Annotated in this window: 26 protein-coding genes; 8 read left to right on the top strand and 18 right to left on the bottom strand. The window is 28.2% G+C overall.

All coding sequences use genetic code 11. The features are described from left to right. Positions 1-199 precede the first annotated feature (199 nt). Together J0H68_08480 and J0H68_08475 are read left to right on the top strand one after the other, a co-directional pair. The gene (locus J0H68_08480) at positions 200-478 is read left to right on the top strand and encodes a hypothetical protein (protein ID MBN8828730.1); all 279 of its coding nucleotides are present in this window, start codon (positions 200-202) and stop codon (positions 476-478) included. Beyond that, positions 393-2,219 (top strand): hypothetical protein, encoded by a 1,827-nt coding sequence (locus J0H68_08475; GenBank protein ID MBN8828729.1) that lies wholly within the window; start codon positions 393-395, stop codon positions 2,217-2,219. Before J0H68_08480 ends, J0H68_08475 begins: the two co-directional genes overlap by 86 nt. A 23-nt stretch (positions 2,220-2,242) precedes the next feature. Here the strand turns inward: J0H68_08475 and J0H68_08470 are convergent, their stop codons facing one another. Beyond that, positions 2,243-3,316 (bottom strand): P-loop NTPase, encoded by a 1,074-nt coding sequence (locus tag J0H68_08470; GenBank protein MBN8828728.1) that lies wholly within the window; start codon positions 3,314-3,316, stop codon positions 2,243-2,245. Between the two features lie 133 nt (positions 3,317-3,449). Between J0H68_08470 and J0H68_08465 the strand changes: the two genes are divergently transcribed. Both J0H68_08465 and J0H68_08460 read left to right on the top strand, forming a co-directional pair. Then, a complete protein-coding gene (locus J0H68_08465) occupies positions 3,450-4,619 on the top strand; it encodes a hypothetical protein (GenBank protein MBN8828727.1) in 1,170 nt (389 codons plus the stop codon). A 21-nt stretch (positions 4,620-4,640) separates the two neighbouring features. Then, a complete protein-coding gene (locus J0H68_08460) occupies positions 4,641-4,928 on the top strand; it encodes a hypothetical protein (protein MBN8828726.1) in 288 nt (95 codons plus the stop codon). Positions 4,929-4,939: 11 nt separating this feature from the next. On the opposite strand, the gene J0H68_08455 is transcribed toward J0H68_08460, so the two are convergent. The 8 genes from J0H68_08455 to J0H68_08420 all read right to left on the bottom strand — a co-directional run bounded on the left by J0H68_08455 (position 4,940) and on the right by J0H68_08420 (position 14,837). After that, positions 4,940-5,560 carry a heme exporter protein CcmB gene (locus tag J0H68_08455; GenBank protein MBN8828725.1) on the bottom strand — a complete coding sequence of 207 codons (621 nt, stop codon included), beginning with the start codon at positions 5,558-5,560 and terminating at the stop codon, positions 4,940-4,942. Next, entirely contained in the window at positions 5,553-6,176 is a 624-nt protein-coding gene (ccmA, locus tag J0H68_08450) for a heme ABC exporter ATP-binding protein CcmA (GenBank protein ID MBN8828724.1), read from the bottom strand. Before ccmA ends, J0H68_08455 begins: the two co-directional genes overlap by 8 nt. Positions 6,177-6,206: 30 nt before the next feature. Continuing rightward, positions 6,207-7,679, bottom strand: a complete 1,473-nt coding sequence (locus J0H68_08445; protein ID MBN8828723.1) for an exodeoxyribonuclease VII large subunit — start codon at positions 7,677-7,679, stop codon at positions 6,207-6,209. Positions 7,680-7,682: 3 nt separating this feature from the next. Further along, positions 7,683-9,158: a sensor histidine kinase gene (locus J0H68_08440; GenBank protein MBN8828722.1), complete on the bottom strand. Its 1,476-nt coding sequence runs from the start codon at positions 9,156-9,158 to the stop codon at positions 7,683-7,685. Between the two features lie 105 nt (positions 9,159-9,263). Further along, positions 9,264-11,009: a hybrid sensor histidine kinase/response regulator gene (locus J0H68_08435; GenBank protein ID MBN8828721.1), complete on the bottom strand. Its 1,746-nt coding sequence runs from the start codon at positions 11,007-11,009 to the stop codon at positions 9,264-9,266. Continuing rightward, positions 10,993-11,889, bottom strand: coding sequence for a class I SAM-dependent methyltransferase (locus tag J0H68_08430; GenBank protein MBN8828720.1), 897 nt, complete (start codon positions 11,887-11,889; stop codon positions 10,993-10,995). Before J0H68_08430 ends, J0H68_08435 begins: the two co-directional genes overlap by 17 nt. 8 nt (positions 11,890-11,897) lie before the next feature. Continuing rightward, entirely contained in the window at positions 11,898-12,584 is a 687-nt protein-coding gene (locus J0H68_08425) for a queuosine precursor transporter (protein ID MBN8828719.1), read from the bottom strand. Positions 12,585-12,908: 324 nt separating this feature from the next. Continuing rightward, on the bottom strand, positions 12,909-14,837 hold the full coding sequence (locus J0H68_08420; protein MBN8828718.1) for a lytic transglycosylase domain-containing protein: 1,929 nt from the start codon (positions 14,835-14,837) through the stop codon (positions 12,909-12,911). A 90-nt stretch (positions 14,838-14,927) separates the two neighbouring features. On the opposite strand from J0H68_08420, the gene fabD reads away from it, so the two are divergent. The 3 genes from fabD to J0H68_08405 all read left to right on the top strand — a co-directional run bounded on the left by fabD (position 14,928) and on the right by J0H68_08405 (position 17,968). Beyond that, positions 14,928-15,869 (top strand): ACP S-malonyltransferase, encoded by a 942-nt coding sequence (fabD, locus tag J0H68_08415; GenBank protein MBN8828717.1) that lies wholly within the window; start codon positions 14,928-14,930, stop codon positions 15,867-15,869. 92 nt (positions 15,870-15,961) lie between these two features. After that, positions 15,962-17,395, top strand: coding sequence for a hypothetical protein (locus J0H68_08410; protein MBN8828716.1), 1,434 nt, complete (start codon positions 15,962-15,964; stop codon positions 17,393-17,395). Beyond that, positions 17,396-17,968, top strand: a complete 573-nt coding sequence (locus tag J0H68_08405) for a UbiX family flavin prenyltransferase (protein ID MBN8828715.1) — start codon at positions 17,396-17,398, stop codon at positions 17,966-17,968. A gap of 309 nt (positions 17,969-18,277) precedes the next feature. On the opposite strand, the gene J0H68_08400 is transcribed toward J0H68_08405, so the two are convergent. After that, positions 18,278-18,460 (bottom strand): hypothetical protein, encoded by a 183-nt coding sequence (locus J0H68_08400; protein MBN8828714.1) that lies wholly within the window; start codon positions 18,458-18,460, stop codon positions 18,278-18,280. Here J0H68_08400 and J0H68_08395 point away from each other — a divergent pair. Continuing rightward, entirely contained in the window at positions 18,408-19,133 is a 726-nt protein-coding gene (locus tag J0H68_08395) for a response regulator transcription factor (protein ID MBN8828713.1), read from the top strand. The genes J0H68_08400 and J0H68_08395 overlap by 53 nt on opposite strands. Positions 19,134-19,379: 246 nt before the next feature. On the opposite strand, the gene J0H68_08390 is transcribed toward J0H68_08395, so the two are convergent. From J0H68_08390 to J0H68_08355, 8 genes are all read right to left on the bottom strand, one after another. After that, positions 19,380-20,282 carry a queuosine precursor transporter gene (locus J0H68_08390; GenBank protein MBN8828712.1) on the bottom strand — a complete coding sequence of 301 codons (903 nt, stop codon included), beginning with the start codon at positions 20,280-20,282 and terminating at the stop codon, positions 19,380-19,382. Between the two features lie 136 nt (positions 20,283-20,418). Then, complete coding sequence (locus J0H68_08385) at positions 20,419-20,808, bottom strand: hypothetical protein (protein MBN8828711.1); 390 nt, start codon at positions 20,806-20,808, stop codon at positions 20,419-20,421. Positions 20,809-21,145: 337 nt separating this feature from the next. Further along, positions 21,146-22,171, bottom strand: a complete 1,026-nt coding sequence (locus tag J0H68_08380; protein MBN8828710.1) for a serine hydrolase — start codon at positions 22,169-22,171, stop codon at positions 21,146-21,148. Positions 22,172-22,324: 153 nt separating this feature from the next. Beyond that, positions 22,325-22,618, bottom strand: coding sequence for a 50S ribosomal protein L27 (gene rpmA, locus J0H68_08375; protein ID MBN8828709.1), 294 nt, complete (start codon positions 22,616-22,618; stop codon positions 22,325-22,327). A gap of 12 nt (positions 22,619-22,630) precedes the next feature. Continuing rightward, entirely contained in the window at positions 22,631-22,948 is a 318-nt protein-coding gene (gene rplU / locus J0H68_08370) for a 50S ribosomal protein L21 (protein ID MBN8828708.1), read from the bottom strand. Between the two features lie 135 nt (positions 22,949-23,083). Next, a complete protein-coding gene (locus J0H68_08365) occupies positions 23,084-23,413 on the bottom strand; it encodes a hypothetical protein (protein ID MBN8828707.1) in 330 nt (109 codons plus the stop codon). 95 nt (positions 23,414-23,508) lie between these two features. Then, on the bottom strand, positions 23,509-23,658 hold the full coding sequence (locus J0H68_08360) for a hypothetical protein (protein MBN8828706.1): 150 nt from the start codon (positions 23,656-23,658) through the stop codon (positions 23,509-23,511). Positions 23,659-23,797: 139 nt separating this feature from the next. Beyond that, the gene (locus J0H68_08355) at positions 23,798-24,226 is read right to left on the bottom strand and encodes a hypothetical protein (protein ID MBN8828705.1); all 429 of its coding nucleotides are present in this window, start codon (positions 24,224-24,226) and stop codon (positions 23,798-23,800) included. Between the last annotated feature and the right edge of the window lie 22 nt (positions 24,227-24,248).

Raw genomic sequence — 24,248 nt, 5'->3', positions numbered from 1 at the left:
CTTTTTACATAAAATAAATTTAAATATACATAGTAACATATTAATTATATTGATAAATATTTCATATATATTTAAAAATTAACTATATGAATTGTTTTAATTTAACTTAAATGATATCCTTTAAATATACGAATTAATAATTGAGTATAGATTTTAGGCTCTTGAATACCTTTATAATTATTTACACGGAGTATTATATATGAAAGGTGGTAACGATTTTCTTAAAAAAGCTCAAGAAGAAGCTAGAAGAGCAGAAGAAGAAAGAAAAAAAGAATTAGAAGCTCTTGCAAAAGAAAGACAAAGGGTAAAAGAAGCTGCAGAAAAAGCTAAAAAGCAATATCAAGAAGCCGAGTTCGTTAAAGAAAGAAGAGAAGAAGAAGAAAGGGGGCAGCTTGAAGTTAGAGATAATTTTAAGGATTTCCAACAGAAAATTAATAAAAAAACCTATTGCAAACAAAATAGAATCTGCATCTGTTAACAAGATTGGAAATCTCGAAGAAAAATTTGGTAACATTGCGAAGTTAATGGGAAATAAAGCCCAAAATGTAGAGAGAAAAGAACCATCTTTAGCTGATAAAGAAAAATTAGCAAAACTAGCTGAAGAAAGAAAACTACAAAGAGAGCACGAAAAGAAATTAAGAGAAGAAGAACAAAAAAGATTAGAGGAAGAAAAAAGAAAATTTGCTAAAGCCAGCATTCAAACAAAAGATGATACTGAAGATGACTGGGATAGCGATGAAGAAAAACCTAAAACTGTTAAAACACCTGGTAATAAATTAAACTTTGGTTTTCAACAGAAAAAATTAATGCCACGTATTGACCAAGATTATTTATATTCAACTGAAATGTCTGAGAGAATTTTTAAATTATGGCAAAAAGGACATAATGATAAAGCTCAAGAATTTGCAGAAAAATTTAATAATGCTTCAAATGACAAAGAACGTTCAGCTGTTTTTAAAGAAGCTAATGAGTTTTATAATAAAGAAGTATTGGGGATTTCAGCAGCACCAAAAACTGTTGGTAAAGTTAATAATGAACCTATTGTTACATCACCTAAATCTCAGGCTTCGCAAAATTTAACATCTTCTAATAGTACTATATCAAAACCTATTAATAAGATTGCAGGAAATAAGCTGGAATTAAATCAATCTGCAGTTCTACAACAGCCTGCAACTATAAATAAACCGATTACACAACGAAAACCAGTAACTCAAACTCCCCAAGTAACGCAAGTTACTGTAAAGCCTACCCCAAAAGTAGCCATTGCTCAAAATACTATACAACAAAAACCCGGTACTATTAAAAGTAGTGCGCCTACTATTAGCAATGAGAGTAGACCGATTACTACAGTTAAAAATAATCAAATATCAAACTCTCAATCGGTAAATAAAATTGCATCAGAGCCAATAATACAAAACGCTTCCAAAGAGCAGAATGGTATTGAAAAGCAAAGTAATGCTAGAATTCAACCAAGACCACAACAAGTTAATCACAAACCGAAATATGATAATTTTGCTTTAAGAGGAAATGTAAAAACACAACTTTCTCAAGAAGAACAAAAAGCTGCACAACAGACAGTGCAAAAATCTGCTGAAGTTAAAGCTGTTTCCACAAATCTTAAATCTGCATCAATTCCTGAGCCAAAAGCTATTAAAAGCTCTAATTCATTCGCACATAAACCTTTGACGCCAAAAGAGACTCTTGAAAACCATGGAGAAGTAAGGTTTGGTAAAGAAGCTCTAGATCATGATGCAACACGTAGATATAATAATTTTGAAAAAACTATTAGTGGAATAGGAGAAGGAAAAGCTTTAGCACCACATCATTTTGATCAAAGTACATTTATTCGTGATTTCAGAGAATTTGCTAATAAAAAAGCTCAGGAGATAAATAAATTAAGAATCCCTGATGAAGCAAAAACTCAAATGTTATTAGAAAATGTTGATAAACTTACTAAAGTTATGCCTAAAAATTGTAGATTTAAAGAAAGCTTTGAATCTCTAAAAAAAGGTATGCACGAAGTAAGTAAACAGATAGTTCACGGTAATAAAATGAGCTTTAACGAAGTTGCAAACACACTTTCTTTGTCAACTAAAGCGTTATCTGAAGTTTATGATAAAAAATTAAATGAAAAAATTACGAAAGATAAAAGTAATAATAAATACAATCCTAAAAAAATTGCTAAAGTTAAAGTTAGCAAAGGTGAAATAGGTCTATAAGATCTATTTCACAACTGAGATTCTTATTTTTGTTGCTTAAGACGTGGTCTTTTTTCCAAAAACTGAATTACTTTTTCAGCAATTGACTTAAATTCTTTTGCAATGTACGGATTACATTTCTCTTCTAAAATATACGGTTTTCCTACATCTATTGATTGCGCTAATTCTCTACTTATTTCAATCTCACCTAATATTTCAATATTTTTATCTTTGCAGAAATCGTTCAAATGATTAGCCCCAAATGGGCTTTCAATAATTTCATTTCCATTTCTTTCGTAAGCGCAATTATTAATAATACCAATTAATGGCTGTTTCATTTTTTCGCACATTGCAATCGATTTTTTTAAATCAGCTACTGAAAGTTTACTTGGGAAACTTACACCTATTATACCGTCAATAGGATAGTTTTCCATTAAACTTAAGTGAATATCTCCAGTCCCTGGTGGCATGTCAATAATCATAACATCAATATCCTGCCATTTAGTACCCCTAATTAATTGAGATAAAGCCTTAGTTATCATAGGTCCTCGCCAAATTGCTGCTTTTTCAGGATCTACTATATACCCTATTGAAATTGATTTAATCCCATGCACTTCAATTGGTAACATTAAGTTATTTTTAAGCTCAGGATATCTATTTATACCCAATATAGATGGCACAGATGGTCCATAAATATCTGCATCGACTAAGGCTGTACTTAATCCTAATTTTACAAAACTTGCGGCCAAATTAACGGACATAGTAGATTTTCCTACTCCACCCTTACCAGATACTACCACTATAACCTTTTTAACTCCCTTTATAGGTACAATTTGTTTAAGGTTTTCTTTCTGAGATGGTTTAAGAGGTACAATTTTAGGTTCTACAAGTACTTGATTATAAATAAATTTTATTTTTGCATTGATCCCTGATTTAGCTATTTTTTTTGTAACATCTTCTTCTAGCCTGGATTTAACAATACGATTATACAGGTCTTTATCGACATCTATAATAATGGCAATTTCATTTTCACGCTCTACCATTGTTTGGATATTTAAACTTTCTCCTAATTTTTCATAAGAGAGTTTTTCCATAATTTCTGATATTTTATTGTTCATAATTAAAGTAACCTGTAGAATTTATTTAAGAAATAATTAATTTTTTAACTTTTTATATTGCCTTTACTTACTAAAGTGAGTTAAAATTATATTATAGTAAGTAATAAATTTTTAATGAACGAGGCAAAATATCATGTCAAAGAATAAGATAATGATTAATGATACAGAACTCAATACCTCTATTCCAGATATTTTAAAAAATAAATCGAATCAAATTGTATATATAGAAGCTAGTGCTACGAAAAATAATAATCAAATAGTTAATTATCATTCTTATGAAGTTTTTGTAAGAGAAAAAAATGAGATTGTTCCGGTTTATTTATCGGATGAAACTCATAAACAATACACACAATTTTCTAAACAAAATTCTATGAAAATTGAAGCACCTAACGGTGGCCAGGTTATATTTAATAAAGAAGGTGTGGTACAAACTATTCATAAAACCGCTATAACTCCTCCTAAGCGTATAGATCCAAAAAATAAACCATTACCTAAACTTGATTCAGTAAAACTTGCTGATGATTCAAAAACTAATGACAGTAAAATTAATGTATTAGATACGACCTTAGAAATAGCAAGAGATGCAGGTGAAATTGCTACTTTAACTATTGAAGCTCATAAAGAAGCTAAAACAAATCAACATTTTGCAAGTGCAAAAGAAGCTTCAAAAGAATTTAATACTTATGCTCATGCTTTGCATAAAATTACAGAATTCCAAGTAAAAAATGTTACTACACCAAAAATTCTTACAGATAAAACTTTTAATGAATGGAAAAGTAAACTTGATCAAACAACTTCCACTGTATTAGAAAATAATGGTTTCTTTAAAAGAGCAGAAACTATACTTAAGAGTAACGCAATTAGCATTGAAGATAAAAGCTCTAAATTAAAAGCAGAAGTTATTAACACAGCTCATAGTTTAAATACAGAACGTGATAAAGCTGCAGGAAAAGTATTAGAAAATGTTGCGAAAGGTGTTGGAAAAGATATTGCTAAAGGTAGCAAATCTTTACTTAATGCCGTTGAAAAAATTGTTGGTAAAATTGTTAATGCATTTAAGAAACTTGGCAAACATGACAAAAAAGCAGGACAAGATCTCGATACTTTAGGTACAAAAGCAATTGAACTTGGAAATGAAACTAAGGAAAAGGATTCATCTACCAAACTTAAAAAACATGGTAAAGAAGCTAAAGAAATTTCTAAGAAAAGCTCTAAAATGACCACCAGTCAAAAATTCGAACACGCTACTACAACAGCATACCATTATGCTTCGCAAGTTACAGTCAAGCCTCGTGGAAGGTAATTAAAATTTTAGGTAATTAATATGACTAAAGGAAATAAAGGGGATAAAAACAGCAAGAAGAATAAATCTGATAATAAATCTTCTTCAATAATTAGTAGCCCTACAAATACCATCGATTATGAAACAGGTAAGGAATTACCCAAATTTGATAAGGTCACAATAGTAAAAAATCTTAATGAACTCAGGAATGTTTCTAACAAACTTCAAGAAAGTAAAATGGAAAAAGCTGATAATAAAAAGGGTCCTGCAACCACTGCTTTAAGCACAAGTAGAAGACAAGAAATGTTGGACAATAAAAGAGAAAAATAATTTTCTCTAAACTACTTTGAATAAGCTTTAAGTAAAATAAAAGATAAAATTATTATATCCAATCCTAGTAAAATTTTATTAAGATATAACTCTCCAGAACAGGCTAGTATTCCTATTATTAAAACTGGCATCATAATAGGAAAATAAATAATCAATGTTAAGACAGAGCTTTTAAAATTATTAACTAAAAAAGACGTTAGCACTGATAATATGCTAGTTATTGGCGAAATTAAAATTAGCGTTATTAAAAAGTTATATATATGGCTTTTTGCATCAAATAAAAAACATAACAACACTGTAATAAGTGACATAGGAACAAGAGTTATAATAATAAAATTTATAACTTTTGATAAATAAATAGTTAAATATGGGATATTTAAACTTTTTAAAATATCCAACGTGCCATCTTCCATATCTGAAGAAAGTATTTTTTCAATATTAAGTAAACTTACTACTAAATAACTAAGCCATATTCCTGCTACAACACCTTGAGTATTTTTCAAAAAATCTTGGGAAGTGGATATAACTAAAATTGAATTTAATATAATGATAATAACAATATTAATAAGTATATTAATAAAATGATTATTTACCGCAAAATCTCTTTTTGTTATAAGAAAAAATTTATTCATTCGCATTTGTTTCCAATCTAGGAATAAAATCCATTATATCTAATGTAATATAATTTTTTAATGGTAATTCAGAATGAGAGGCAATAAATATAATACCTCCCTCTCCTGCTCTAACATCAATTGCATGAAACAATCTTTGTTTACTATCTTCATCTAAATTTATTTCTGGTTCATCTAGAACCCAAATATCAGCAAAGCAGGCAAGTAGCCTTGCTAAAGCAACTTTTTTCTTCCACCCTTGAGATAGGTATTCACATTTAATATCAATTATTTCTTCTAACCTAAAATAATAAATTGCAGCCTCAAACATTAAAGAAGAATCTGTTAAGCTAGACCAAAAGGCAATATTATTACCTACCGTATCATTTAATTTTAAACCTAAATCATGTCCTACATAATTAATTTTTGCATTTGAATGTTTTAATGGCTTTCCTTGCCAGAAAATTTCTCCTGTATTTGGTTTTAAAATTTGCGCAATAATTTTAAGTAATGTAGTCTTTCCTGCACCGTTAATTCCTTTTACTTTTACAATAGAAGTTTTAGCTAAGTTTATACTTAAGTTTTGAAATATTATTTCATCATTAAAGGAAAGGGATAAATTATCTAAGGTTAGCATGTATAATCTTTTTTAAGTTTAATTAATAGCTTAAAGTGCTTCTACGTCTATTTTACCGTCTTTAAATTCAATTACTAACTTATCATGAGAAGTAATATTAGAAGCTGATGTAACCACATTATTGTTAACATCTCTAACTACAGTATATCCTCTATCAAGAACTGCTGTGTAACTAAGCGATGAAAGCATTTTCGTTACCATTTCCACTCTATGCTCAGAATTAACAATAGCCGTGCTAACAGAAGTAATAATTTTTTGTTTAATTTTACTTAAATGCTCTGCATTTATTTCTATTTTATTTTTAGCGTCTTTTAAATTAATTTTGCTTGCTAAACTGACTAAATGATATGTTCTGTTTTGAATATTATTAGAAATATTTTTATAAATGCTATTATTTATATTATTTAATTTTTTACTTAAATCAGCAATATATTCTGCTGGGTATTTTATTTTAGAAGTAAGATCTGCAAAATAATAAGTTTGTTTTTGTAAAGAATTTAAAGTCAAAGTGTATATATTTTTATTCGCAGCTTCTAACTTTTTATTTAAATCATTTATATATGTTGATGGATGAGGAATTTTAAGAATAGTACCTAAAAAATTACTATTTAAATAAGCTATTTTTTTTAAAATTTGTTCAGCTATTTGTTTTTTGGTATTAGTTATATATTTACATACCTCAATCCTATGAGGGGTAGCAAGTTCAGCTGCCGCTGTAGGAGTTGGAGCGCGTAAATCCGCCACAAAATCTAATAATGTAAAATCAGCTTCATGTCCAATTGCTGAAATAATAGGAATTTTAGAAGCAAAAGCTGCTCTTATAATTTTTTCATCATTAAATGGAAATAAGTCCTCAAACGATCCGCCACCACGCGCTATAATAATTAAATCTATAGAAGCAAGTTTTGTATTATTAACATCGATAATAGCCTGCGTTACTTGTTCTGCACACTTATCACCTTGGACATGAGTTGCATAAATATATAAATTAACTGGATATCTATCTTTTAATCTATGAATAATATCTCTAATTACTACCCCACTTAAAGAGGTAATTACAGCAACGTTTTCAGGATATTTTGGTAAAGCTTTTTTATATTTAGGATCAAATAAACCTTCTTGCTGAAGTTTTTGTTTAAGCAGTTCTAGCTTCGCCATTAAAGCTCCGATTCCTGCTAATTCAACTTTACTTACAATAAGTTGATATTTTGACTGCCCAGCAAAAGTAGTAATAGATCCATGACATATAACTTCTAATCCATCTTCAAGCTTTATTCCTAGGTTTTCACATTTACCACGCCAGCAAGCTGCAGAAATCACAGCATCACTATCTTTAAGAGAAAAATATGCGTGACCTGAGGTTGCAATTTTAAGACCAGAAATTTCACCTCTTACTTTTACATAAGAAAAACTGGAATCGATTGTTTTTTTAATAAGAGAAGAAATTTCTGTAACAGAAAGTTCAACTGCATTCGTATCGCTTATTAACGTTTCGTTCATCATAAATTAAGATACACTTGTACTTGCTAAATGGAATGTCATTACTACAGTGGTGCCTAGACCTGGCTCACTATCAATATGAAACTTTCCTTGCATAAGTTCAACTAATTTTTTTGTTAAAGGAAGGCCTAACCCTGTTCCAGAGTGTTTTTTACTTAAAGAGTTTTCTACTTGAATAAATGGTTGCATAACTTTTGCAATATCTTTAGGAGCAATCCCAATACCTGTATCACTAATCTTAATTGTAATACTTCTTTTATCACCATCAACTTCGGTACTAACTGTAATCGAACCATTTTCAGGCGTAAATTTAATAGCATTTGATAATACATTTAAGAAAACTTGCTTTAAACGCTTTGGATCAGCAATTAATATGTAATGTATATCTGCAGTATTATCTACAAGGCTTAAATGAGCTTCATCAGCTTTAGGAAGCACAATACGTAAGCATTGTTTAATCATTTTTATAACATCAACTTCTATCATTTCTACTTGAAGTCTGTCTGCTTCAGCTTTTGAGAAATCTAATATATCATTAATTAAACTTAAAAGGTGAGTTCCGGCAGAGTTAATATCATTACCATATTCTTTATATTTTTGATCGCCGATAGGTCCTAATCCTTCATTTTTAATAATATCAGAAAACCCAATAATAGAATTTAAAGGAGTTCTAAGCTCATGACTCATATTAGCTAAAAACATTGATTTATGTTGGCTAACCTCTTCGGCTTTCTTTTTAGCTTCTTCAAGCTCAAGATTAATTTCTATTTGCTTATCAATAATTCTTTGCGCTCTAATAGACGTTATAATTAAAACTAAGAATATAATAGTAATAATAGATAAAATAGAAAGACTTACTATAATCTGCAATTTAGATAAAAAATCCCAGGTTTTAGTAATATCATAATAAATTTCTACTACTGCCTGAACTTGATTATTTTTAGTAATTGGGACTAAACTTCTTATTAAAACTAGTTCATTGTTTACACTGTCATTTGTAACTCTAGCTGTACTTATAATTTTTGTAACTTCAATACCTGCAATTGCCCTTCTAAACATTTCATCGTTAGTAAGGTTGTAACTTTTCATAAAATTAACAGTTAAATTATCAAGTAAGGTTCCTTCCTCTTCTTTAATTGCAACTGAATTATTTTCAGCTAATTTTTGCCTTAGGGGCGTGTAAACAGCTAGTTTCACTACAGGACTTTCTTTTGTAAAGTCTTTAACGTAATCCCTAAATAAAATCAGGTATTTATCTGTTTCTAATAATGAAATAGGCTGATTATAAATTTTAACTAAGTAATCTCCGAAACCAGCCCAAAGGTACTTATCATATAAAATTTTAGTGGTTTTATTATTAGTGGTTGTAAGGTTATCAATAATATTTTCTAATTGAATAGATCTTACATAGGAGCCTACAATAGTTAGAAAACCAAAGACAAATACTAAAATTAAAATTACCGAATAACGTAAGAACTTCATAAATATTATTAAAATTTAGATTCCAAATCCTAATAATATCAATCACAAGTGGTAGTTACAAGAATATTTTATTTTAAAATTTTAACTTTAAATTATTTAAAATAATTACAAGCTTTTTATTATATTAAGAATTGAATGTTGAGAATAAGGTTTAGAAAGGCATCCGCTAATTCCCATAGTTTGAGCTTTTTCTAATTCTTCGATATTAGCACCACTTTGTAAAATCACAGGGACATTCAATTGATGAGAGGTGCGAATTTCTTTAAGAACATCTAATCCATAGACATCAGGCATCATTAAATCCAAAAACACTATATCTATTTCTTTTCCTTTTTCTTTTAATACCTCTAAACCTTCTTTACCACCATATGCGTTTACTATTTCGCAATTATCATAAGTTTTGATAAGAAGCTTAAAAAGATCATGAGTTGCTTCTTCATCATCTATTAAAAGGATAGTTTTAGGTTTAGCGTTAACTGACTGAGAAACGACAGGTGTTTCTACAGAAATATTAGGAATAACTTGAATAGCGCTATCTATTGGTAATGTACAATAAAATTTAGCCCCTTTATTTTTATTATTTTCCGCCCAAATTTTACCCTGATGCGCTTCTACTATTTCTTTACATATTGCAAGCCCTAAACCTGTACCACCTGCTTTATTAGCAGTTTTTGTACTTTGATAAAATGGCTCAAAAATCTTTTTTAATTCATTTTCAGGAACACCTATTCCTTCATCTGCAATAGAAACTTCTATGATATTGTCACTCAATTGCTTTATCTCAGCTACTATTTTACCTTTTTCCATATATCTGATTGCATTTGCAAAAAGGTTTCTTAAAACCTGCATTAATCTATCTTGGTCAGCTTTTATATAAATAGTGTCTGAAGTATTTGCATATAGTTTAATCTCAATATCTTTATTCCCTACATACAGATCTTTACATTCATCGATAATTTCCTCTATTAAAGGAATAATATTGATAGTTTTAAATTCAAAAACCATTTTACCAGAAGAAAATTTGGAAAGATCAAGAATGTTATTTATGTAACTAACTAAACGCTCGGTGTTTTTAGCAACTTTTTTTACATTTTCTAAGCGTTCGTTATCAGTAAAAGTTTGCCATTTATCAGCTAAAATTCTTACAATACCCCAAACCCCGTGAAGTGGCGTTTTAACCTCATGACTGATATTATTTAATATACGCGTCTTAACTGCCAAAGCATGTTGAAGTTCTTTAGTTTGCTCAGAAACTATTTTTTCCAGTTCTTCCTTAGAAAATTTAACTATAGCTAATTTTTCTGATTCAATTTTTGTACGTTTATTAGAAAATATTAAGAAGTATATTATAGGTGCAGTGTAACTTCCAATTACACCTATTAAATTATGTGCAAGAAAGAATTCTTTATTTAAACTGCAGTAAAGTATTAAAGCAGCACCTGCTCCTAAGAGTACTAAAATTGTGTACGCAATAAAATCAACAAAGAAGGTTAATAATACTAACCCAACTAATCCATTAACATGCCATACTGTAGAATGTTGATTATTAAGTAACATGAAGCTAAAGAAAAATGGTAAAGTAAATACTAAAATAAAATGCCAATATATTGGTAAAAATTTTTTTAATTTTGCAGGCCAATATTTTTTTAATACAAGGGTTGCACCAAACAACCCAATTATTAAACGTAAACCTAAATTTTCATATCCTGATGGTGTAGCAAGAATAGAATTAAAAAAGTAAAATCCTGGGTAAAAAACCATTAATATATACCCTACAGATACCATGTAGGGTTCAGAATCTTCAGAGTTCTTTAATAGATGAGAGTAAATATTTTTAATAAGTCGAATCATTCTTAATAATTATAAACTTTTGAAACATATTTATCTCATAATAATCATTTTTAAAATGATTGTACATCAAATATTCTTTTAATTTATTTTCTTCAGCAATTGCCTTGGCATCATTTAAACAAATTCCTGCAATGTGCATCATTGTATTAATTGATTTTGTTTTAAAAGTTTCTTTAATTAAATGAGTTTCAACAGTTACATTTACCTTATTAAGAAGATTTTCGATGATAACATCTTCTAGTAAACGTTTCTTTTTAGCACCGAAATGTTGGACTAATTTTTCTCTATCTAGACCTTCATCTATAATAATTAGTATTCGACCATTTTTACTTAATTTTTTACGTAGATTATTAATTAGATCATTTATTTGTAACTGATCAATATAATAAATAATATGAGCTAATAATATAAAATCATATTGCTCAGTTGTAGGAAGATTAACATCAGCAATTGAACCTAATATTTTAGTTACTTTTTTATTGGAAGAAAAGTGATATGGTTGTAAATTGTTTAAAGCAGATTGTTCAACATCTACTGCGGTTATTTTATCAAAATTTTTACCTATAAATCTTGTAAATTTTCCATCACCGCATCCTACATCTAAAAAGGAATTATAAGAAGTTAAATTAGGTAATATCATTTTTGAAATAACATGATATATATGACGAACTTCATCGGTAGAATTAATTAGAAGATTTAAAGTCTTAAAATAATGATCATCGTTAAAAAATGAACCATACATTTCTGGAATAGGTAAGATTTTTGAGGCATTTTCTAAATATTCAAGTCTTTCTTCATTTATGAGATTTCTCATATTATTAAAAAATGAAGATTCAATAAAATGTCGATTATAATTAAAGTTCAGCTTACGTTCAATCATAACTTACCTCAATTGAAAACTTTAAAAAGGTTATAATTTACAGTGGTATCGTAAACATCTAATTTTTCTTTAAGTTTTACATAAGCTACAATGATCGAAACTATAGGTAGGGCGATTAACTCGTAACTAAATTTAAAAATGCTTTCTAAGCTTATAATATTTAAAAGTACTTCATTTGGAATAGTATTATAGAAAGCAAGACTACAGAATATTCCGCTATCAACTAATGAAGCAATAGAAGTACTTGCAAGGACACGTATATAAAAATATTTACCTAGCAATGAAACTTTTAATTTAGATAAAATTATAGAATTTATAAAGCTACTGCAGAGATACCCTAATAATGAAGCAAATAAAATTCTTGGTGATTGTCTAAATATAATTTCCGAAGCTTCCTGATGAGTCCAAAGGCTAGATGCAGGAATATAAGTTGATATCAAACAACCTATAATTACAACAAAATTTACAGAAAATGCTGACCAAATTAGTATTTTACTAACTTGAAATCCGTATATTTCAGTAATTATATTATTCATTATGTAAATTAAGGGAAAAAATAATAAAGATGTAGGAATATTAAAGCTGAATATATTAGCTATTTTTGCTCCTACAAAATTAGAAATCACTAATAAAGAAATATATAATAGAGCAATTACTAGTAAAAAAGGAGAGACTTTTAAATTATTTACTTGCATTATTACCACCATAAGTTGTGTTTAACATTAGTTTCGCATATTAACATTTTATTAACTATTGTAAAGATATATTTAACTGCAGTTAATACATGGTTAGTTAATGCAATTTATTGTTAAGTAATTGATAAATATACAAAATAACTATATTTACTATACAGTTAAAAAATTAATATTCAAATAGTTTACTTAAAATTTTATAAATTTATTTATATTTAACAGTAGGATAGATTTTTTACTTATGATAAAATTTTTTATAGGAAAATTTAAAAAGCCTATAAGCTTTAAAACTTATAGGCTTTTTAAATTATAGATAAAATCAATAGACTAATTTACTATTAAATCTTCATGAATACGCACTTGATGCGTTTTTTGTACCGGATTAACTAAACCCCTATAAATTGACAAATTACCAAGAATAGTATGAACATAATCTCTTGGTTGAGCCCATGGAATACTTTCAATCCAATTAATAATATCATCTACTCTTCTAAGACTTGTTGGATTTCCCATGTTGTTTAGCCACTTTTTAACATTCCCACCGCCAGCATTATATGCCATTAAAGTTAGATAAACATTACTGTCATAATTATTCATAAGTCTATGCAAATAATATTGACCTAACATTACATTATAATTTGGATCAGCTGTAATTTTCTTCAAATTATATTGCAGGCCAACTTTTTTAGCTAATTCCTTAGCGGTTGTTGGTAATAATTGCATAAGACCTAAAGCACCAGCTGAGCTTTTCGCATGTTGATGAAAATTACTCTCTTGTCTAATAACGGACATTATAAGCGCATGTTCTACAAGGTAATTGTCCTTTTTAATTTTAGGATATCCTATATCCACAAATAAATTACCAAATTGTGCAGCTTCTTTCGATAAGCTAACACTTAATGATTTATATAAATTACTATTAATATTTAAAGGTAATTTAGCATATAGATATGATTCTTTTCTGTCTTTAGTATTATGAATTGCAGATGTTAAAAATTTCTTAGCAAGCCATGGATCTTTAGCTTTAAGTAAAACGGTTGCAATTCTATAATGCTGTCGTTTTAAAATATTTTGTCTATCTAATTCTTCAATTTTTGGGCTATGAGGCAAGTGATAATGTTTAATACCAAGTTTTAATAAGGCCACTTGACCATAAAACATTTCGGGATGCTTACTTGCTTCTTTTAGCCAATGATTTGAATGCTCTTCATCATTAAGTTTACGGTAAGCCATGCCTAACCAATAAGCTGCCCTTACCTTACTCATGGAATATTTTACACCTTCATGTAGGTTAGTAAAATGCTTAATCGCGGTGTTTGCATCGTGTAAATAAGTTAAAGCAATCCATCCGGCAAGCCATTCACTGTCTGCAAAATCTTTACCTGCTTTAAGATTATGATTTTTGATAAGATTATAAGCAAGTTTATAATTTTTATGCGTTATCGCTTCTCTTGCTCTAATCTTCCTAATTAAAGCCCATTTATCAGGATATGGAACATTATGCCCTGCCTGAATAATTAAATCATCAACATGATCGTCTTTCTTTTTGCTATTATATATTTTAATTAAATAATATATAGCAAGTGGGTTCTTAGAATGTTCTTGAGGTAACGCAATTAATTTTCCTGATTTTAATTTTAAAATATTATCAACTAAAGCTCTACTATTAGTACTCAATTTAGGTTGTAATCTTTTTAACTGAGTTGTTTTCTCTTCCCATATTAATCTTTGTGCACGCTCTAAATTATCACCTTTAATTAAATATTTACTATATTTATTTAAAAAATCATTTTCTTCTTCTGGTTTGAAATCACCATAAATCCATGCTTTTCTTAAATATATAGCCTTATCTTTTGAATCTTTAAGAATTTCTGCAAAATGAATATTACAAACTCTTTGGGAAGTACCGGTATTTGGTAAATGATTTTTACACCATTTTGCAATTGATTCTTTTTTTACTTTAAAAGAAAGCGCGTTTTCTGCATTTTCAATTACACTTTTATGTTCTGGGAAATGAGGGTGTTTTTCAAGAAAACTTGCAATCTCTTCAAAAGATGCGCCACTTTTACTATCTCTTACATATAGCCATTCTGCAAATGCTTTAGTATCTTGATTAGTAAGTGTGTTTATTTGCTTTTTAATTAGCGACCAATTCTTTGTTTTGCTAGCGTTAATTATAATATTATAAGTACTTTCCGTATCTGCTATTGCAACTTTACTAAGCAGAAGTATAAATAAAACTATTTGTTTAATCATTCTAAAACTTTTCATAAAAATATTATTTGCTAATTATAACATAGATTATATCATATTGGCAAAATCGATTTTTTAAGGAGAAAAAATATTATGTCAATAGCTTTCATCTTTCCTGGTCAAGGTTCACAAGCGGTTGGAATGGGTAAAGAATTATATGAAAACTTTTTAGAAGCTAAAGAGGTTTTTGAGGAAATTGATGAAGTTTTAAAACAAAAACTTTCCCGCATAATTTTTAGCGGCGACTTAGAAGAATTAACTTTAACTACAAATACGCAACCTGCTTTAATGGCTATGTCAATAAGCTTAATTAAAGTTATGGAAAAGCAATTCAATATAAAAATTGCAGACATTGCTAAAGTTTTATTTGGTCATTCATTAGGTGAATATACAGCTCTTACAGCTGCAGGAAGTTTTAGTATACCACAAGCTGCAAGATTATTACGACTACGCGGTCAAGCAATGCAAGAAGCTGCCCCTAAAGGAACTAGCGGAATGGTAGCACTTCTTGGTTGCAATATTAATGAGGCTGAAGGATATGTCGATTTGGCTAAAACAAATGATAAAACATGCGAAATTGCAAATGATAATGCAGAAGGACAAATCGTTGCAAGTGGTCATTTAGCGGCTATCGAAAATTTAATTCAGGTTGCTTTAGAACATGGTAAAAAAGCTGTAAAATTACCTGTAAGCGCAGCTTTCCATAGTAGCTTAATGATTCCAGCACAAAAAGTAATGGAAGAAGCTTTAAATAATGAAGAAGTTAAATCCCCTTCAGTACCAATAATTGCAAATATTACCGCTGATTTAGTAACTAACCCTGAAACAATCAAAGAACTATTAGTTAAGCAAGTAGCAGGCAGGGTAAGATTCAGAGAATCTGTGCTTAAAGCAAAAGAACTTGGCATTGATAGAATATATGAAATTGGAAGTGGTAAGGTTTTAAGCGGCCTTGTAAAGCGCATAACTCCTGATATCCAAGCAAAACCAGTAAGTTCAATAAAAGATATTGAAGAAATGGCTAAAGAAATCTAAATATTTAAAATAGTTAAATATTAATTTAATATTTTAATAAATAGTGATATAATATTATTATAGTCTATAATAATATTAAACAATTGGTTGTTATGAAAAGATATATGTTCGATGGGCAGTTAGTTAAAAATTATGTAAAAGATTTTGAAACTGATAAAGCTGAGAGTTTTGAAGGAGCAAATCCTAGATATTACTTAATGAACGCTTATGATTTTAAAACTTGGTTTAAAATCAATGGTTTAAGCGAGCTATATAATTATGTCAGTAATAATATTGAATATAATTCAACTGAAATCGACCAAATTAGAAGCAAACTTTTACAAGAATTAGAGTTATTGCTAAAAACTGATAAGCAAAAAATTAATGCTGAAGAATATATTCGTCAAATCAGCATTACTGATGAAAATAATAAAAAATATAAATTACCTAATAAGGATTTTGAGAGTTTTTCTCCATTATATGCCACCGCATTTGCAATTAAAATTATCGATAGTTCAACGCCTGAAAATATACATCAAAATCTTAATAACTTTTTTAATGACATAGCAGAGAATTACAAAAAGCAAACTTTAAGAGATATTAGTAATACTCAAGTTGAAATTAATGCAATAAATGCTAAAGAATATATAGATCAAACTTTTAAGGATATTAATACAAAAAGAGAAAATAGCTTAAATTACATTAATGAAACATTAAGTAAAGAACTTACAATTGATAAAGGCAAGGCTGAATTTTTAACATCGATTATCGCCCAAAACACTAGAGTTTTTACAGCTTTAAATTTTCCAGATGATTATATAATGGCAGATGCTAATCCTAAAGTCATTTATAAAAAAATCTCAGAAGAAAATAAAAAAGATAATAATGATATTGAAGTAAGTTTTGAAACAGCCTTCACAGATATACGTGATAATAAAATATTAGGTAAATTTACTTCATCTATTAAAATTGATTCTAGTAAATTAAATAATTATGGCGAAGAAAATAATAACCATAGCTTTCCTATTTTTGGATTATCTGACCAAGAAAATTTACTAAATAACATTACTTTTACAATAGAATGTCAGGATCCAAGTCTTTATAAGCAGTTTGAACACACCCAATTCATGCAATATATTTATAAAGCTAAAATGATACAAAACTTCGTGGATGAGCTTTTAAACACTATTCATCCAAAACCTGACCAAAATTTACCAGAAGAAGTAAATCAATTTGTTGATAACAATATCATTGAAAAGAAAAAACAAATTAAAACGCTATTAAATAATTACAAAGGCCAATCCTTTATGGAAAAGGCTATTGAGTCTTTTGTAGAATGGATTAATGAATTTATGAGCTCATTCGGTTTTAAATCTAATAAAAGCCATGTAAAGGAATTAAGGGATATCGTACATAAAGCAAAGGAAACCTTTGAAAAAGATTTAACACCTGAAAGCATTCAAAAGCTTAACGTTTTAGAAGAAGATCTTGCTAAAATGGTTTCATCTGATAGAAATAGAGGAGATAATGGAAGAGTTGGTCCTTAAATGCCTAATAAAAAATTAATTGTTGCAATAACTGGGGCTTCTGGTGCTATTTATGGTATTAGAATCCTTGAAATTTTAAAAGATTTAAACATAGAAACTCATTTAATAATAAGCAAATCTGCTCTTATTACTATTTCTTCTGAACTTAAAAAAAGCGTGAACGAAATTAAAGAGCTTGCAAGTATTACCTATCAACCTTCTGATATAGCGGCACCTATTGCAAGTGGATCATTTCGTACTGACGGTATGATAATTGCTCCGTGCTCAATTAAAACACTGGCTGGCATCGCAAGTTGCTTTTCTGATTCGTTAATAACACGTGCAGCTGATGTTATTTTAAAAGAACGTAGAAAATTAGTTTTATTATTAAGAGAAACTCCTCTACATGTAGGGCACATTGAGCAAATGCTTAAAGTTTCTCAAATGGGTGGCATAATTGCCCCTCCTGTTCCTGCGTTTTACACTAATCCTAATTCTATTGAAGAAATTGTAAATCATACGGTTATAAGAAGCTTAGATTTATTTGATTTAAATATAGAATATAATAACCGCTGGAAAGGATTAAAAGTATAATTAACCAATACACACAAAATAGTAAATATAATAATATTTAAAATTAATTAATTTTTCAACTATATTAACAATAATCGTAATTTCTCTAAAAAACAAATAAATTAATACTTGACATTCTTAACAATTGTTAATAAAATTATTAATAATTGTTTATTAATAATTAAAAAACAATGGTTTTACATACCATTAAAAAACCATTTGCTTAACTGGTTATGTAGAAATTTTAAAAAAATTGATTTTTTATCTTGATATTTAATTAAAAACTGAAATATTATCATTCAGTTTATGTTTAAATAAATATTAATAAAATCAATTAGTTAATTTGACAAGATCGTCGTCATTATGTAAATCTTGGGTTGAAAAATGATTTTGATCGTATACAATAGTTAACAAATTTTTACTAACTGGTTTTCCAGCTAATTTATAAAAGGAGAATTGAATGAGAGCTTTAATAATTGAAGATGAACCAGCTACGCAAAATGCACTAGGCATTATGTTAACCTCAGCAGGTTATAAATGGGATGTTGCTTCTAATGGTGAAGAAGGCGCACAACTTGCAGAACATTATGATTATGATATTATTATTTTAGATTTAATGCTTTCTGATATTACTGGTTATGAAATTATCCTCAGACTCAGAAGCAAAAAAATTAAAACACCTATTATGATCCTTTCAGGTCTTTCAGGTGCGGATCATAAAGTTAAGGGATTTAGCTTTGGTGCTGATGACTTCGTAAATAAGCCATATGATAAAAATGAATTATTAGCAAGAATTAACGCTATTATCAGACGTTCAAAAGGTCATTCTGATTCAGTTATTAGATTTGACAAAGTTACCATTAATATTGATACCAGAACTGTTGAAGTTGAAGGTACTCCGCTCCACCTTACAAGTAAAGAATACGCTATTCTTGAATTACTTGCTATGCGTAAAGGTACAGTACTTACAAAAGAAATGTTCTTAAATCACCTTTATGGCGGTATTGATGAGCCTGAATTAAAAATTATTGACGTATTCGTATGTAAGCTCCGTAAGAAACTTGCTGATGCTTCAGGCGGATTAAACTATATTGAAACTGTTTGGGGTCGTGGTTATATGTTACGTGAAAACCCAGTTAAAACAGACCAATTAAACGAAACAATGGATTCAATGCACGCTGAATAATTAAGCGAAAAATCCTAATTATTTCAAATGCCTTTAAGATATTTTCTTAAAGGCATTTTTTATTATATACCAAACCTTTTGAAATATTACTATTTTACTTTATAAATTTAGTCATAAATATTGCCTTAATATTTATTCATACGTTAGAAAGATTTTTATAATGAGATGGTAAAGCTATTTACTAGTACGCAGAATTTATTTTAGTTTAAAAAATCAGGTGCAATAAATAAAATTACACCTGATTTTTTATCTCCACGTAAAAGGATTATAGCTAATATTAAAGTCAAATACATCTGAGTTTTCTTTACTTTTAATATATTCAACTATTCTGGTAGTTATAGGAAGCATTATAATTTCATAACTTATTTTAAATATACATTGTAGTATTATCATTGAGATAAGTAAGTTTACGGGCAAAACACCATAAAACGAAATTGTACAAAAGAATATACTATCTATTATAACTGCAATAATTGTACTTGAAATTGCACGTAACCAAAAATGCTTACCAAGAGTTAGAATTTTTAATTTTGATAATATTAATGAATTTATAAACTCACCAAAAAAATAGGAAATTATTGATGCTATAAATATTCTGGGTGTATGACCAAATACGTGTTCAAATGAATGTTGCCCTTCCCAAAGTTGTGAAGCTGGCAATGAAGTCGCTAAAAGGCAGCCAATTGTTATTAGTAAGTTTATACCAAATCCTGCCCATATTATCGAGCGACTAATTCTAAAACCATAAATTTCAGTTAAAATATCATCAAGAATATAAGTAAAAGGAAAGAAATATAACGCAGCAGGAATGTAGTAGCCTAAAAAATTAGTTATTTTTGAGCCCGTTAAATTTGCTATTACCATAAACACTATGTATAAAGAACTAAAAATAAGAAGGTAGCTAGATATTTGTGGCTGATTAGGAGAGTTAATTTTATTAATTAAACTATTTATTTTTTCAACATTATGCGTAGAGTACGCTGCATACATTTCAGAAATTATAGGTATGTAAATCTTTTTAAATCGTGAAATATTCTTTTTTATTTCTTCAATATTCATTTTAAAGAAAATAGCTTTTCCTGTTATTTGAATATCAAAGCTAACTTTTCCATCTTTAAAACTAGCTCCGCATAAGCTATACGTTTCCATGTTATAAACCTACATAAGTTATACATGAAACTTATTTTATACTTATTTTTTTAAATTTTACTAACGAAAAAAATTGAATTAAGGAATTTTCCATACAACTAAGAAATAATAATTAGCAAACTGTATCAGTTTAGAACTATTTTTGAGTATATGATAATGAATTATATTTTAACGCTTCAAATTTATCTTTTAAATTTCTACGTACATTATTTTCATAATTAGAATTAACATTATTTTCGTTTGATGTATTTTTTGTTAAGTAATGATTTAGGAGTAATATTTCATCATCATTTAATTTAAAATTTTTGTCATTGATAGCTTCATTAGGTAAAGTTACATTATCATTTAAATTTACAGAAGAAATTTTGTGAATAATTCCAGCTATCGTTGTCATGATATCTAGTTTTGTAATAAGAGGGTCTTTATTAGAATCGCTTTCTATAATACTATTCATTTCTGAAAGTAATTTATATGAAATATTTTTCACTAAGCCGTTCACTCTTTGATTAATATTATCATCTCTCATTAGTTGCATTACCTATTTGTTATTACCAACTTCAACTTATTAAAAAATAAACTATAACTTATTAATGTTAATATATTAAATAATTTATATGAAAGTTAATATATTGTCAAATTATTAAAGTAGTTATTTTTATATTTATTTAAAATAATTGAATTGAGCACAAACAAAATTTGTTTTTATAGTATTTTATATATTAAAAATTATAAATTTTTGAGCGATTTATAAGTTTTAATTCAATAAATAAAAGAGCTTTATTTAATATCGCTTTGCATACGAAAACAAATAAAAGCGAAATTTCAAACTTAAAATTTTTAAAGAATTATTTTTTATAGATTTTTTAAAAAGTGAAATAGAAATAGTCGTATAATGTTTTAGAAGCTAATGCAATTAAACTTCTCATTTCATCTTTACCAATTCTTTCTTCAGTATCTGCATAAATTGCAATACTTAAATGGTTTCCGTTAGGTAAAGTTATAATACCTACATCTGAGGAGATAGTAAAATAATATTCTTTACCTTCATGGCTAAACATCCCAGGCTTATTAAATATTTGGGCTTGATCTTTAGTTAAAAACCCAGGCAGCATATTCCCTTTAGCTTTTGACATTAAATGTAAAAGGAATTTTACAGTTTTATCTCCAAAGAATTTTTTATTATAAAAATCAGTTATAATTTTATTCATTGCTTCAGGGGTTGTAGTATCTTTTTCGTCTTTCGCTAATTTTCGTGCAAAATTATCTTTATCAGCGCTTGGCCTTACTGCATAAAACTCTTCTTTTATTTTTAGCAAATTAGAATTGTCTGGCACTTTATCATAACCCATATAATCTAAAAATAATTGCGTCATATTTCTATCAATTGATATGCCATTATATTGAGTTGTGAAATACTGCTTCACAGCTGCAATACCCCCTATTTTGTTTAAAATAATATCTGTAGCTGTATTATCACTAGTTGCAATCATGGAATCCATTAAATTTAGAAACGTAACATCCATTTTAGGCCAATTAGCATAATTATTTATATTACTATATGGTATTAATTGATCTTGTTTTACTTCAACTACTTCATTTAAATTTAATTTAGTAGCTTCAACTAAACTTAAGGCATAAATTGCTATCGGCAATTTTACGGTACTTGCCATTTTAAATTTTTCATTCCCGCGATATGAGTAAGTAAGATTTTTTTCAATATGCGTAACGCTAATTCCTAATCTTACTGGATTATTAATATAAAAATTTTCTAAAGCGGCTAATGATTGATCTAATTTTTCTTTATTAATTGAAGTATAAGAATAATTTGCGTCCTGGGCTTGGCTCATATATGAAATTAAAAATATAATTGAAAACCATAATTTAAACATAATCATCCCAAATATCTATATAAAGTTTAGTATAAATTAATATACTAATTTTTGTTTTATATAATCAAGGTAAAAAATGTTTTATAATAAAAAATGGGTTTGTACTAAATAATACAAACCCATTTTTTATTTTATTTAACTAAAAGCTATTTTTTAAGAAGCTTGTCCTTCTATATCTTCTTCAAAGTCTAAATCAATAGGATCAACGTTTATAAAAACTCTTCCCTTGATTTTACGTTCAAATCTAACAAAACCTGGTTCAAGAGCAAAAATTGTATGATCTTTACCCATCCCAACGAATTTACCAGGGTAGAATTTAGTACCTCTTTGACGAACTAAAATAGTACCTGGAAGAACAATTTGACCATCTGATCTCTTTACGCCCAGTCTCCGGCCTTCTGAATCACGACCATTACGTGAACTACCACCTGCTTTCTTTTGTGCCATTGTTCAAACTCCTTAACCTGCGATTATATCTTTAATTTTAACATGAGTTACTGGCTGACGGTGGCCATTTTTTCTACGATAATGCTGACGACGTTGCTTTTTAAAAATTACCACTTTATCATTTCTAGATTGAGCTAAAATCTCAGCAGTAACGATTGCACCTTTTACAAATGGACTACCAATTATAATCCCTTTTTTATCAGAGCCAATCATTAAAACTTCTTCTAATTTTATTTCGCTGCCAGGTGTACCAGCTAATTTTTCTAATTTAACAATATCATTTTTAGATACTTTAAATTGCTTACCACCCGATTTTACGACTGCAAACATTTCTTACTAACCTTAATTGTTTAAATAACTTACTGAATTTCAAGGCAAAACATCAATGAGTAATACGCCATAGATGTGTTTTCATTCCGATGGTTATAAAGGTTTATAATCTCTTTGTCAAACACAATATTAGCCTTACTTCTTTAAAATAACATTAAACCCTCTATTTCTATCTATAGTTATATTATCTACTCTTTTTTCCTCATTTTCTCTATTATTAATTTTATTTATTTTATAATAGGAAGCAAGGAAGGTGGTCATATAAAATATCCAAATTCCTATATCCTTTGAAAGACTATTATCTTCAGACGGCTCATTTGTGTGCTTACATATTTGAAGTGGGACGGCAAAAAATATATTTATTATACTAAACCACTTAACTATTTGAAAAAACCATAAGGCTTTAATAATTGATGTATTTTTTTGAGAGGACTTATTCTTAGCTTCTTTAATAGAAACTTTCATGCCTTACCTGTTTTATTATTTATATATAAAAATATATTAAAATATTAAATATTATGCAAGGTTCGCTTGTTAGTTTTATAATTTACATTAGTAAATTAGTCGGTTGAACTTATAGTTTTAAAAGAAGTTTTAAATATAATTGGCTTTAAATAAGCCTTTCCGTCCGTAATTATAACTTCTTTTCTTACACTTTTAACCTTATCATTATTTGCAAAAGAAGTAGGGTGGTTTATTACTTGCCTCATCTCACTCTCCATTAGTTAACGATTAGTGTATTTGATTCTGACAGAGTAATTTTCTTTTAACAAGAGAAATTTGTTATATGAGATTTTTTATAATAAATCTTATTCTCTCATTACATTTTGCTTATCTAAATTAAACTTTTCAAACATTAGGTAAGCCATTATATGACTTAGGAACATTATTATCAAAATTTCTCATTAATTGATTATTCCTAAACTCAGCTTTTTCACCTTTTAAATCTATTATAATCTCACTTTGTTCTTTTTTTAATTCAGTATCCGAAACCGTAGCATTTGTAATTGGATGTTTAGAAGCTATGCAATTAATCACTGTACATGTAAAGAGGTGTACAAACGATACTACCCCGCCTAACATCCCAAAGAATCCACAAATTAAATTTCTTGCAGTGGAATTAGGGAGAGCTAAAAATGCAAGTGTACCGAGAATGATGCAAGAAGCTATTAATAGCTTCATTACTTTTGATTGTTGGTTATTACTTTCTCTTGAATCTACTTCCCTTGTAATTAAACGTAATTTTTCAGAATATTCCCAAATTTTCTCTTTTGACATTACTAATTCTCCTTATTAATGA

It is taken from the genome of Sphingobacteriia bacterium (assembly GCA_017304685.1).
Lineage (GTDB): Bacteria > Pseudomonadota > Alphaproteobacteria > Rickettsiales > 33-17 > JAFKLR01.
The sequence above is the reverse complement of the archived record's forward strand: the minus strand, read 5'-3'. Positions and strand labels throughout refer to the sequence as shown.